Source organism: Psychromonas sp. KJ10-5, assembly GCF_055808325.1.
In genome coordinates this window covers 2,699,144-2,711,670 of sequence record NZ_CM147864.1, presented here as the reverse complement: position 1 = coordinate 2,711,670, position 12,527 = coordinate 2,699,144, and the positions used below count along the sequence as shown (strand labels likewise).

The window sequence follows — 12,527 nt, the reverse complement described above, 5'->3', positions numbered from 1 at the left end:
GGCTCTGCTTGTTATCCCGCAAGTTTTTTGATCATATCTGTTAAACAGTCCAAAGCGACTGCAACATCGGATTCAATCACTTGCTCTCTTGGATTATGGCTAATACCTTTTTCACAGCGCACAAATAACATAGCAATGTTGGTAATATTAGTCATTACCATCGCATCATGACCTGCACCACTAGCAAGAAAACACGGTGCTTTTTGCGTGCGAAGCTTCACTATTTCTCCCCATTGCTTTTGCAATAAGTCATCACATAACACTGCTTCCGCTTCGTAGAGTTTTTCATGGCTTAACTGTAATTGACGCTGTTCAGATATATGGGCTAGGTCTTTTAATAGTTGCTCACAACAACGCTCTAAGGTAGCTTGAGATTGACTACGAATATCCACTGTGAAGTGCACTTCGCCAGCAATAACGTTCACTGCTGCAGGAAATACTTCACAGCGACCCACGGTCGCTACAATTTGGTTTTCAAAGGCAAATTGTTCAATATGACAGATCATTTGAGCAGCACCAGACATTGCATCTTTACGTAGTGCCAGAGGAACTGTACCTGCGTGTCCTGCCATTCCTTTCAGCTTAAATTGGTAACGCTTGGCACCAGCAATGCCGGTCACAACACCTACAGGTAAGTCTTGATCTTCTAATACAGGACCTTGTTCAATATGCACTTCTAGATACGCTAATGTATCTTCTGTATTTTTTTGATCTTTACCTGCTAGGGTTGGATCTAAACCAAAATCGCGCATCGCTTGTGCCATGCTAATGCCTTGTGCATCCTCAATCGCCAACCAATCAGGTTGAAAACATCCAGCGACAGCACTTGAGCCAATTAAGGTGGTATTAAAGCGAGTACCTTCCTCATCGGCAAAGGCAACAATATCAACATGGAAGGGTAATGTTTCACCTTGTAGCTGATACATTGCCTCAAGTGCCAGTAATACACCTAGGTTACCGTCATATTTACCAGCATTGGCTACTGTATCACTGTGTGAACCGATTAATAGAGTTGGCATTGTTGGGTTAGGGGATACTTTGCGTCCCCATTGATTACCAACACTGTCTTCCCAAGTCGTTAGACCTGCTTGCGCCATCCACTCTGCTAGTTGTTGATGCGCTAACTTATGCTCTGGTGTTAAATAAGCCCTTAATAAACCGTCTGGCATCGCACTAAAACTGGCTAATTTATCTGCCCATTGCATTATTTTTGCTGCACTTTGCTGAGTATTGTTTATTGACATAAATGCTCCTACTACCGTTAGACGCTAAAGTGTTGCATAGCAGTGGTCACTGCCTGACCTGGATTTATTTTTACTTTATGTTTTAGTAACACTGACTCTAATGCTGCAAGTGTAGTAAGTACACACTCTTGTCTTGCGTTGAAGCCCATAGTACCTATACGCCAAATTTTTCCATGTAAGGGGCCAAATGAAGTGCCGATTTCAATACCAAAACACAGAAGTAACTCTTGACGTACTTTATCGCCATCTAATCCTTCAGGAATGTAAACACCCACTACGTTATTCATTTTATAATTTTGGTTACCAAACAAGGTTAATCCCATTGCTTGTAAACCTTTAGCCATTGCATCACCTGCTTGCTTATGACGTGCAACTACATTTTCACTACCTTCTTCTAGGAAGATACGTGCACATTCACGTGCGGCATATAACATGCTCGTCGCTTCGGTATGATGATTTAAACGCTCAGGACCCCAGTAGTCCATTATCATGGCCAGGTCGAAATAGTTAGATTGAATAATCGCATCACTGCCAGCGGTATGATGATCTGCTCGAATACCTGCTTCAATATGCTTACGACGCGTGATCACTTCTGCGCATTGGTCACTTAGCGTGATAGGTGCGCTACCAGATGGCCCACCCAAACATTTTTGTAATCCTGCAGATACTGCATCTAATTTCCACTCATCTATTTTCAGTTCATTACCTGCGATTGAAGCGGTTGCATCACAATAGAACAGCACATCATAACGTTCACAAATCTCACCGATTTCTGCTAATGGTTGGTTCATGGTGGTTGAAGTATCACCTTGTACCGTCGCTAACATTTTTGGGCCAAACTCTTTAATCGCTTTTTCTACTAATTCTGGCGGGCAAACTTCACCCCACTCGATATCAATGGTTTTAACCACGGCACCAACACGTTGCGCAATTTCACACAAGAGGTGACCAAAGCGCCCCATTACCGGGATCAGTACTTTATCGCCAGGTTTAAGTACTGACACTAATACCGCTTCGATGCCTGCACGTGCAGTACCATCGACTAACATAGTCTGTTTGTTGTGTGTTTCAAACACGTCTCGATATAAGGATTGCACTTGGTTCATATAACCTGTCATTACGGGATCATATTGACCAATTAATGCTGATGAAATCGCTTGATGCACGCGTGGATATGCGTTGATTGGACCTGGCCCCATTAATAAACGTACAGGTGGGTTTAGCGTTTCAAATAAAGTGTTAGTTGTCATTATTTTCTCCAAGTAAGCTTTGCCCATCACTACGCGGGTCACTAGTTGCCTGTGCTTCACCGTGTTTGTTGAGCATAATGGCACCAGCGTGCCCCATTAATTCATTGTTATCTGCGACGGCTGTTACGTCGTGCCCTAAGGCTTTTAGTGTTGCACCGTATTGTTTGTAAAGTTGGTTCTCTAAACGTAGATTATTAGTACTGTCGCCCCAAGTGCGGCCTAATAACCAACGCGGTTTAGCCACTGAGCTAGATAAGCTGGTACCTTGATAAAGGTAACGACTAAATAGGCAGGCTTGGGTTTGTGGTTGGCCTTCACCACCCATTGAACCATAGACAATACGTCTGCCATCACTTAGCTCTGCATAAGCTGGATTTAATGTGTGAAAAGGCTTTTTACCGGGCGCTAATACGTTATGGTGGCTAGCGTCCAGTGTGAAACTTTTACCTCGAATGTTCCAAGTAATACCTGAGCTAGGTAATACAACACCTGAACCAAATTCCCAGTAAATACTTTGTATGAAACTCACCATGGTACCGTATTGGTCACAAGCACCCATCCAAACCGTATCACCAGGCTTTGCCATGTGTGGCCAAGCTAATGCTTTTTCTAGAGAAATATTATTAACGCATTCCTGAATCACTGAATCATTTAACCACTCTTGGAGCGGTTGGGTTAAGCAGTCTGGATCGGTAATTTGTTGGTCGCGGATAATAAAGGCTTGTTTCGTGGCTTCCACAAGCAGATGAATATGCTCGACTTCAGTGTTAACTTGATCAGCTAAACGATCATAAATAGCTAAAATCAATAAAGAGGCTAACCCTTGTGTTGGTGCATCTAAGTTATATAAATGGCCTTTGGATATTTCAACGCTTAATGGCGTGGTTACTTTTGCTTGATGTTGGTTGAAATCCGCTAACGTAATTGGGCTGCCTGCTAATGCTAATTCAGCTGCCATTTGTTCTGCTAATTGCCCGCGGTAAAAATCATCCAGTCCGGCCTCGGCTAACCGTGTAAAAGTATCGGCTAAAGGTTGGTTAGTAATGATATCCCCAACCTTAAGGGTTTTACCTTGTTTTAAGTAAACCGCAGAAAAAGCCTCTAGTTGTTGTAATCGATTTAGTGTTTTTTCACTGGCATCAACTAGGCTTTGTGTTACTTCAATTCCTTGTTGTGCAGCATCGATTGCTGGTTGTAGTAATTTGCTCAGCGGTAAACTACCACCGTCAATCTCTAATGCGGCTTGCCAGCCTGAAATAGTGCCTGCCATGGTTAATGCCGCTGAACCACCACTTTCTGGTAATTCATCTGCTTGTTGACGATAGCTTTGTAGGTCGATATCGAGCGCAGCAGCACCACAGGCATCAATCGCCACAGGGTGTTGGCCTGTTTTACTGATTAACCAAAAGCCATCTCCACCAATGCTGTTCATATGTGGATATTGTACAGAAACCATTGCGGCCGCAGCGACCATCGCTTCGCTGGCTGTACCGCCAGCATCGAGAATTGCTTGGCCTGCAGCGGCTGCTTTATGATGTGGAGCGGTAAAGGAAGTTTGATAAGCCATTAGTTAACCTCCTCTTCGGTAAGTGCTAAGCCAGTTGCAATCAAATCTGCTTCGCTATTAGCTAAACCCATCAATGAGAAACCGCAAGGGCCTTCATCTAAATCTGCCATTGGTAAATGCAATTGTGGTAAACCGCTTAAGCCTGCAATACTGGTTAAGCCCATCAGTTGTGAACGGTAATCTGCCAGTTTTTCACCAGTGAGCGTTAATGAAGGAGCACCTGAAGGCGTTGTTGGTAATACAAATAAGCCATTAAGTTGCTCTAAGTGAACAGTCACTTTATTGGTAAAGTCTCGTTGCTGAGTTTTTGCTTGATCATACTTTGCGCTGGTGATGGTTCGTGCCCAATCGACTCTTAATAGGATCGAAGGATCTAAAGTCTCGCCATATTTAGCCAACCATTGGTCATGCTCTTGAATAATTTCATAGCCTTGAATCGTTCGGAATAAAAGGCTGAGATCATCTAAAGTCATCGCCAACTCGCCTAATAAATTACAACCGAGTAGTTTGATCGATGATGCTTTACACCATGCTTGCAAACTATTCAAACGCGCTTCGCTTAATGACTTCGCTAAGGTGTCATCAAGGTAAATCTGAGCAGTGGCTTCTCCACTTGTGTTATCTTCAGATAGTGTTTTAAATACTGCTTTTAACAGTGTTAAATCTCGGCTGAAGATACCAGCGGTGTCAAAGCTTGTAGATAAGGTAAATGCATTGCTTAAATCTAGTTTCCCCAATGTTGGACGTAACCCAAATAAACCACAATAACTTGCTGGGACACGTACAGAGCCACCGGTATCAGTACCAATTGAGAAGTCAGCTTCTTTTCTGGCTACTGCCACCGCACTGCCACTCGATGATCCTCCTGGTAGACAACTTGGTGCAATCGGGTTGATCGGAGTCCCGTAATGAATATTTTGCCCATTTAAGCTATAGGCAAGTTCATCGGTCTGAACGCGACCAACACAATTTGCGCCTTTTGATAATAACTTATCAATCAAAGGAGACGTTTTGTTGGCAGGCTCATGGCTATTTAACCAAGCTGGATTACCTGCTCCAGTAACAAACCCTGTAACATCGAACAAATCTTTAAAGACAAAGCTTTTATTATTCAATAAACCGGAGCCTGTTGCAGACAGTTTTTCAGGACCTTGTAGGCAATAAACACTGTTATCTTTTGTTGTGTTGTTACTCATATCCCGCTCCTTCTAAATCGATGTATTAGTTACTGGCTCGGCTTGTGCTGCATAACGACTGGCCAATATTGCACAGTAAAAAATTTGAATTGGGTGATATAGCATTATAGGTAATAAGATCATGCCCAGTTTAGGGTCGCTTCCAAAAATAACCGTCGCCATTGGAATGCCAGCCGCCAAGGTTTTTTTGGTTCCACAAAAGACCGCTGCAACTTCATCTGCTAATGCAAACTTGCTGCGGCGAGCTCCCCATTGAATAAGGTGAACCATGATCAATAAAATCACTACACATAATACAAATGAGGTGATCAGCATTTCTAATGAAAATGAGCTCCAAATACCATTGACGATTGAGTCACAGAAAGCGTTATATACAATTAATAAAATCACATATTTATCGACTTTATTAACAACTGCTTTATGTTTTTCTGCAAATTTTAATAATAGAGGGCGTGCTAACTGGCCTAAAATCATAGGCAGAAGTAATAATTTTGAGATGGAAATAATAGAAGCCATTAAATCTAATTCAACACCTTCAAACCCCATGAATAATTGAATTAACAATGGTGTGATAAAGATACCTAATATACTTGATAATGATGCATTAAAAATAGCACCAGGGACATTACCTTTACCTACACTTGTCATTGCTACCGAAGAAGATATTGTGCTTGGTAAAACAAAGAGATAACAAAAACCAAAAGCCAGTGCAGCTGGCATATAAGCTAAGAATAGATCTCCGAAAATCACCCACAATAAAGGGTAAGCAACGAAGGTCGCTACCTGAATGTAGATGTGCATACGCCAGTTACTAATACCTGCTTTAATCGCGGCAGGAGATAACCCTAAACCATGTAAAAAGAAGACGATAGCAACACCGATCCCTGTTAATTTATCAAGATGGATGATACCTCCGCTTTTGCCGAGTTCGGCAGTAACGGTTGCGAGCGCTATTGCAATCACCATTCCAACTAAAAACCATTCTTTTTTAAGCTTACTTATAATATTCATATTAATTTTAACGACCTTGTTTTTATCATGTTAATAACACCAACTACTATGATGAAAGGACTTGTAGCGAAGCCTCTTATCTACTCTCGTTAGTATCATTACTCTAATTCATCGAGTTTGGAGTAATTTGCACTTATTTTACTGCTTACTTTAGTAGCGTTTCCTTTTAGAAGTTGGTAAGTATTGTTGACTAGATGAGCGATTAAGCTGCTTGGAACCGCATAGCTATCTAAGGGAGTTTCATTATTCATGTGGCACACTAAAAGATGCGTTGCATTACCGGCATACTTTTGGCCTGACTGATCAGTGATCAGTAATACTTTATTGTGTTGCAATTGTTCTAATAATTTAGCGAATTTCTTTACACGGCGACGGATACCTATTACCACTACAAAGTCATCTTCATCAATAGAAGCTAAGTCTTCACCTATGGTTTGCCCAGGGACTGGTAACAGTTCTACATGGCCTCTGCATTGCATTAGTTGTTGGCGAAAATGCATCGCTAACGGATAGCTATTTCGATAACCAATAATTTTGATGCGTGGTGCGTTTGCCAGCTGTTTGGTAATAGGTTGTAAAGAAGTACTCTCTAACTGCTTTTTTAATTGTTGTAACCCTTGAATATCTTGATGAAAGTCGCAGCCTTCTTGAACTGCGGTCAAAACGGGCTCACCACTTTCTCGTACTTCTAACAGTTCATTACGTAACGACAAATGATCAGCATAACCGAGGCGACGTATGAAACGACTAACACTGGTTTTTGAGACCGCGCAAGATTCTGCTATCTCATTCGTAGACATGATCAATACTTTTTCTGGATTAAGTAACAAATAATCGGCTAAACGACGACTATTTGGTGTTAACTCCGCGTAATGGCGATTAATACGATCTGTGAGAGAGTGGTTGTTGTTTGTCATTGATTACCTTACAGCTGCAAGAAAGCTTTTTAGTTCTTCCGTTTGTGGGTTTGCGAAAATTTCATCACTGGCACCTGTTTCCCATACTTTGCCTTGATTCATGAATACGACTCGATCACCTACATCACGAGCAAAATTCATTTCATGTGTGACTAAAATGAGTGTCATACCTTCTGCTTTTAATTGCTCCAATACTTTTAATACTTCTCCAACCAATTCAGGATCTAAAGCAGATGTAATTTCATCACATAATAAAACTTTAGGAGACATAGCTAAAGATCGCGCGATGGCTACTCGTTGCTGTTGCCCACCAGATAAGTTACCTGGGTAAGTGGAGAATTTATCTGATAAACCGACTTTTTCTAGTAACTCTTCAGCTAGCTTTTTACTTTCTGAAGGAGATTTTTTTAATACTAACTTGGTTGCAAGCATTACATTTTGACCAACAGTCATATGCGGAAATAGGTTAAAGCTTTGAAAAACCATTCCGACACTTCGGCTTAATAAGCGCAGTTTATATTCATCATCTTCGACAGATTGGTTATCAACGATTACCCCACCTTTTTGATATTGCTCTAAGCCATTCATACAACGAAGAAGGGTGCTCTTACCTGATCCACTTCTTCCTATGATAGAGACGACTTCACCCGCTTCTATTTTAAGGTCTACACCTTTTAAAACATGGTTATCACCATAATATTTATGAACTTTATCTAGACTAACGAGCGACATGATTTTTTTTCTCCAAATAACGAGCTAATAAAGACAGTGGAAAACAGATTAAAAAATATAAAAGTGCCACAAAAGCAAAGACTTTAAATGGCTGAAAAACAGCGTTGTTGATCATAGTGCCTGCTTTAGTTAACTCTACAAAACCAATGACAGAGGCTAGGGCCGTTCCTTTTACAATTTGTACGGAAAAACCAACCGTAGGTGCTATCGACATACGCATTGCTTGAGGAACAATGACATAACGCATAGTTTGTAAGTAGCTCAATCCTAATGTACGGCATGCTTCCCATTGACCTTTTGGCAGAGCTTCGATACAACCTCGCCAAATGTCATGGAAAAATGCACTACTAAAAAGCGTCAGCGAAATTACGGCAGCTGTCCAAGCATCAACTTCAAATCCAATTAAAGAGAATCCAAAGAAGGTTAAAAATAATTGCATCAATAGAGGTATACCTTGAAAAACTTCAACGTAACCTTGGATTAAGCGGGTAATAAGCGTATTACGCATACTTCGTAATATTGTTAACAGTAAGCCGAATAGACCTCCACCTATAAAAGCCAATAATGATAATAAAATTGTCCAACGAGCAGCTAAAAGAAGGTTTCTTAAAATATCCCAATCTGTAAATTGCATCATTTTAGAGTCCTCCTATAAAGATGGGTTTTTGAAAGTACAGCGTTTTACTAATGCAAAAGCTTGACGCATTAAAATAGCTAGTAATAGATAAACTAATGCAGCCACTATATAAGACTCAAAGCTTAAAAAAGTTCGAGACTGGATAAAGTTTGCTGAGAAGGTTAACTCTTCTACGGAAATTTGAGATACGACCGAAGAACCTAGCATAACGATGATGCATTGACTGGCAATTGCTGGGTAAACTCGTTGATAAGCTGGCGGTAAAATAATATGCCAAAAAACCTGACGTCGAGTTAATCCTAATGTCTGTCCTGCCTCCCATTGCCCTTTCGGAGCTGCATCAATACCGGCTCTAATTATTTCTGTACTATAAGCCCCTAGATTAATCACCATGGCAATCACGCCAGCTTCCCAAGCAGATAATTTAAAACCTAAAGCGGGTAGCCCAAAAAAGATAAAAAATAGTTGTACGATAAAGGGGGTATTTCGGATGACCTCTACATAACAAGAACAGATGGTTCTTAACCAAGCATCTTTACTGATACGACCTTGAGCACATACAGTTCCGAGTAGCAATCCACCTAAAGTGGAAATCACAGTTAATTCTATTGTTGTCCATAACCCTGCCGCAAATTGCGGCAGGAAAGGAACTAAACTTGGAAAATCAAGTTGGTAGCTCATAATTATGTATAACCTATGACTTTAAATCTGCAGGGAAAGGTGCTTTTAACCACTTTTGCGATAAGTCTTCTAAGACATCATTTTGTTTTGCGGCTTGAATTAATCGATTAACTTCAGTCAATAGCTCATTCTCACCTTTCATTACACCTACATAACATGGTGAGTTATGAAGCAAGAACTTAGTCTCAGGCGCTTTATCTGGGTAGCGAGTTGCAATTTCAGTCACGACTAAGTTACCCGTGGCAATTAAGCTAACTTGGCCAGATAAAAATGCTGATAATGTACTGTTGTTATCTTCAAAACGTTTAATTGTAGTACTATCAGGGACTAGTTTACTTAATTCTAAATCTTCAACAGACCCGCGTGTTACACCCACTGTTTTATCCGCTAAACCTGCAGCATCGGTTACATCTTCTGACTCTGTTCCAAATACCCCTAGGAAAAATGGTGCATAGGCTTCACTAAAGTCTACTACTTTTTCTCGAGCTGGGTTTTTCCCCATGCTTGAGATAACTAAATCCACTTTGCCTGTTTGTAGATAAGGGATACGGTTTGCACTAGTTACTGGAATGAGCTCTAACTTAACACCCAGTTCTTTGGCTAAATATTTGGCCATATCAATATCGTAACCTTGAGGTTGTAAATCCGTTCCAACAGATCCAAAAGGCGGAAAGTCTTGAGGTACTGCAACTTTTAGCACCGATGCTTGTTTAATGTCTGCTAATTTATCTGCTTGCACTGATTGAGCAGAAAAAAGCAACGTTGTTGATAAAACCACACTTGATAGAACCTTTAAAAATTTCATCTTTTATCTCCATGTTTTATAAAATGAAACGATTGAAACTATTCGGTGTAATTGTGCAACGATTGTGCCATTTAGTTTGTATTTTTAAAAGATCTTTTAAAACATTAACTTAGTTTCTTTACGTGAGTTAAATAAAAAATATTGTTATCAATTTATATTAATCTGGTGCGATCGTTGCACTATTTGAGGGCAATTCTATTTGTTTATTTAAACGTCAGTGCTGAGTTTCAATGGAGTGTATAAAGGTGTTTTTATTAATGTATTTCAATAGTATATTGAAGTTTATCAGTCGATTTAGGTTACAAAAAATGCTCTGTATATGTTAGTTGAGCAAATTCGAATCAAGTATTTATATTCAAGTAGGTCTTACCATGCAAAATATAGAAAATATTGAATTGTCATTATTGAGCCTTGATGATTATCAAGAGTTGAAACAGATTATGATTGAGGCTTATACCACATTAGATGATCCCTACCGAGAAGAGCATCAAATTAAATTTTTAATTGATAAGTTTCCTGAAGGACAAGTGGTTATTAAAGTTAATGAACAGATTGCTGGGTGTGCACTGTCTATTAAAGTGGATTATGCCGCTTTCGATGATAGCCATACATATAACGAAATCACTGGTAACGATACCTTCAATACTCATCGCAGTTATGGTGATACTTTATATGGTGTGGATGTTTTTATTAAACCTGAGTTTAGAGGATTGAGACTCGGCAGACGTTTATATGATTATCGAAAAGAGCTCTGTGAAAGAGCAAATCTGAAAGGCATTACTTTTGGTGGTCGAATACCTAATTATCATAAATATTCAGAGCAAATATCGCCAAAGGAATATATAGATAAAGTAAAACGTAAAGAGATACATGATCCTGTATTAAATTTTCAGATATCTAATGACTTTTACCCTGCCAGAATTATTAAAGGTTACTTGGAAGGTGATAAAGGCTCGAATGATTACGCAGTATTGTTGAAGTGGAGCAATATTTATTATGAAAAACCGAATAAACAAACTATTCCAACTAAAAAATTAGTCCGTCTTGGGTTAATTCAATGGCAAATGCGTCCTTACAAAGATTTTGATGAATTAATGGAGCAAGCTGAATATTTTGTTGACGCCGTTGCAAGTTATCATTCTGACTTTGCACTTTTCCCTGAATTTTTTAATGCTCCGTTAATGGCTGAGAATAACCATATTAGTGAACCGCAAGCAATTCGTGAGTTAGCTAAATATACAGACACTATTGTACAAAAATTTACTGATTTAGCGATTAGCTACAATATTAATATTATCACTGGCAGTATGCCTGAGATAGTAGATGATCGGCTTTATAATGTTGGGTATTTATGTCGTCGAGATGGCACCAAAGAGCGTTTCGAAAAACTGCATGTTACTCCTGATGAAACGAAAGTGTGGGGAATGGAAGGCGGGCACCACTTGAAAGCCTTTGATACCGACTGTGGCAAAATTGGTATATTAGTGTGTTATGACTCAGAGTTTCCTGAATTAAGTCGTATTTTAGCTGATGAAGGAATGGATATTCTGTTTGTGCCTTTTTTAACTGATACACAAAATGGTTATTCTCGCGTTAGAGCTTGCTCACAAGCCCGTGCTATTGAAAATGAATGTTATGTCGCTATTGCTGGTGGTGTCGGGAACTTACCTAAAGTTCATAATATGGATATTCAGTATGCCCAATCAGCTGTCTTTACGCCTTGTGACTTTGCTTTTCCTGCTAATGGTATCAAGGCCGAAGCAACGCCAAATACAGAAATGATTTTAATTGCAGATGTAGATCTTTATTTATTAAGGGAACTCCATCAATTTGGTAGTGTCAAAAACTTGAAAGATAGGCGTACCGACCTATTTAAATTAGAAAAATATTAATTATTTAGATGAGTATAAATGCAAAAACAGTCTGAAAAATGAAAGGGGCTGTTGATATGTTTATGAATATACATATCAAACGATGATGATAAACCATTGTTTTGATATGTATTATAGAAGTAAATCATATTTATATTAATTGTGTAAATAATAGTGATCTAAATACATGGTTGGTACGTATTCTTTTGGGGCGGCTTATACTGCTCAAAGTAGTTCAAATATTATATAAAGTGTTATGACTTTAAATACTTTACTTTTATAATAGATTGTTCTTATGAAACGCTGCTTGGTCAGAGAGCTATGTTTTTGTTTGTTATGCTATTTTAAGGCAAAAACGAGTAACTATTTTTACCTCTTATTGGTTATTGTTGGTTTGTTTTATTAATATATTTTTTATTTTATAAAGGAGTATTTCTTTACCTGCTCTTGTAAAATAACTGGGTATATAGAACAGTTTTAAAGGACCTTTGAGAAGTGTTATTTATTTAGCCTTCCCAGATATTTAATTTGCAAACAAATTTTTAACATGATATTTTTTGCTAAATTTTTTATTTTTTTGTTGTGCTTATAATCACATTTAATTAAATATTTAAAT

At 39.0% G+C, this 12,527-nt stretch carries 11 protein-coding genes; 1 reads left to right on the top strand and 10 read right to left on the bottom strand.

Features of this window, described 5'->3' with window-relative positions; all coding sequences use genetic code 11:
• Positions 1-11 precede the first annotated feature (11 nt).
• The 10 genes from AC0L3W_RS11955 to AC0L3W_RS11910 all read right to left on the bottom strand — a co-directional run bounded on the left by AC0L3W_RS11955 (position 12) and on the right by AC0L3W_RS11910 (position 10,040).
• Entirely contained in the window at positions 12-1,244 is a 1,233-nt protein-coding gene (locus AC0L3W_RS11955) for an allantoate amidohydrolase (protein ID WP_409438795.1), read from the bottom strand.
• Between the two features lie 17 nt (positions 1,245-1,261).
• Complete coding sequence (locus tag AC0L3W_RS11950) at positions 1,262-2,494, bottom strand: pyridoxal-phosphate-dependent aminotransferase family protein (RefSeq protein ID WP_409438796.1); 1,233 nt, start codon at positions 2,492-2,494, stop codon at positions 1,262-1,264.
• On the bottom strand, positions 2,484-4,061 hold the full coding sequence (locus AC0L3W_RS11945; protein WP_409438797.1) for a gamma-glutamyltransferase family protein: 1,578 nt from the start codon (positions 4,059-4,061) through the stop codon (positions 2,484-2,486). The genes AC0L3W_RS11950 and AC0L3W_RS11945 overlap by 11 nt, the downstream gene beginning before the upstream one ends.
• Positions 4,061-5,257, bottom strand: coding sequence for an amidase (locus tag AC0L3W_RS11940; RefSeq protein ID WP_409438798.1), 1,197 nt, complete (start codon positions 5,255-5,257; stop codon positions 4,061-4,063). The genes AC0L3W_RS11945 and AC0L3W_RS11940 overlap by 1 nt, the downstream gene beginning before the upstream one ends.
• Before the next feature lie 12 nt (positions 5,258-5,269).
• Complete coding sequence (locus tag AC0L3W_RS11935) at positions 5,270-6,268, bottom strand: bile acid:sodium symporter family protein (protein ID WP_409438799.1); 999 nt, start codon at positions 6,266-6,268, stop codon at positions 5,270-5,272.
• Positions 6,269-6,366: 98 nt separating this feature from the next.
• Positions 6,367-7,185: a MurR/RpiR family transcriptional regulator gene (locus tag AC0L3W_RS11930; protein ID WP_409438800.1), complete on the bottom strand. Its 819-nt coding sequence runs from the start codon at positions 7,183-7,185 to the stop codon at positions 6,367-6,369.
• Positions 7,186-7,188: 3 nt separating this feature from the next.
• Entirely contained in the window at positions 7,189-7,917 is a 729-nt protein-coding gene (locus AC0L3W_RS11925) for an amino acid ABC transporter ATP-binding protein (RefSeq protein WP_409438801.1), read from the bottom strand.
• The gene (locus AC0L3W_RS11920; protein WP_290039528.1) at positions 7,904-8,554 is read right to left on the bottom strand and encodes an amino acid ABC transporter permease; all 651 of its coding nucleotides are present in this window, start codon (positions 8,552-8,554) and stop codon (positions 7,904-7,906) included. Before AC0L3W_RS11920 ends, AC0L3W_RS11925 begins: the two co-directional genes overlap by 14 nt.
• A gap of 12 nt (positions 8,555-8,566) precedes the next feature.
• Positions 8,567-9,235, bottom strand: a complete 669-nt coding sequence (locus AC0L3W_RS11915) for an amino acid ABC transporter permease (protein ID WP_409438802.1) — start codon at positions 9,233-9,235, stop codon at positions 8,567-8,569.
• Between the two features lie 13 nt (positions 9,236-9,248).
• The gene (locus AC0L3W_RS11910) at positions 9,249-10,040 is read right to left on the bottom strand and encodes a transporter substrate-binding domain-containing protein (RefSeq protein WP_290039526.1); all 792 of its coding nucleotides are present in this window, start codon (positions 10,038-10,040) and stop codon (positions 9,249-9,251) included.
• A gap of 371 nt (positions 10,041-10,411) precedes the next feature.
• Here AC0L3W_RS11910 and AC0L3W_RS11905 point away from each other — a divergent pair, with 371 nt between their 5' ends.
• Positions 10,412-11,932: a carbon-nitrogen hydrolase family protein gene (locus tag AC0L3W_RS11905; RefSeq protein ID WP_290039525.1), complete on the top strand. Its 1,521-nt coding sequence runs from the start codon at positions 10,412-10,414 to the stop codon at positions 11,930-11,932.
• The last annotated feature ends 595 nt before the right edge of the window (positions 11,933-12,527 follow it).

Excerpts from the sequence above, each read along its gene's own strand:
- AC0L3W_RS11955 (WP_409438795.1), bottom strand. The coding sequence starts at position 1,244 with ATGTCAATAAACAATACTCAGCAAAGTGCAGCAAAAATAATGCAATGG.
- AC0L3W_RS11950 (WP_409438796.1), bottom strand. The coding sequence starts at position 2,494 with ATGACAACTAACACTTTATTTGAAACGCTAAACCCACCTGTACGTTTA.
- AC0L3W_RS11945 (WP_409438797.1), bottom strand. The coding sequence starts at position 4,061 with ATGGCTTATCAAACTTCCTTTACCGCTCCACATCATAAAGCAGCCGCT.
- AC0L3W_RS11940 (WP_409438798.1), bottom strand. The coding sequence starts at position 5,257 with ATGAGTAACAACACAACAAAAGATAACAGTGTTTATTGCCTACAAGGT.
- AC0L3W_RS11935 (WP_409438799.1), bottom strand. The coding sequence starts at position 6,268 with ATGAATATTATAAGTAAGCTTAAAAAAGAATGGTTTTTAGTTGGAATG.
- AC0L3W_RS11930 (WP_409438800.1), bottom strand. The coding sequence starts at position 7,185 with ATGACAAACAACAACCACTCTCTCACAGATCGTATTAATCGCCATTAC.
- AC0L3W_RS11925 (WP_409438801.1), bottom strand. The coding sequence starts at position 7,917 with ATGTCGCTCGTTAGTCTAGATAAAGTTCATAAATATTATGGTGATAAC.
- AC0L3W_RS11920 (WP_290039528.1), bottom strand. The coding sequence starts at position 8,554 with ATGATGCAATTTACAGATTGGGATATTTTAAGAAACCTTCTTTTAGCT.
- AC0L3W_RS11915 (WP_409438802.1), bottom strand. The coding sequence starts at position 9,235 with ATGAGCTACCAACTTGATTTTCCAAGTTTAGTTCCTTTCCTGCCGCAA.
- AC0L3W_RS11910 (WP_290039526.1), bottom strand. The coding sequence starts at position 10,040 with ATGAAATTTTTAAAGGTTCTATCAAGTGTGGTTTTATCAACAACGTTG.
- AC0L3W_RS11905 (WP_290039525.1), top strand. The coding sequence starts at position 10,412 with ATGCAAAATATAGAAAATATTGAATTGTCATTATTGAGCCTTGATGAT.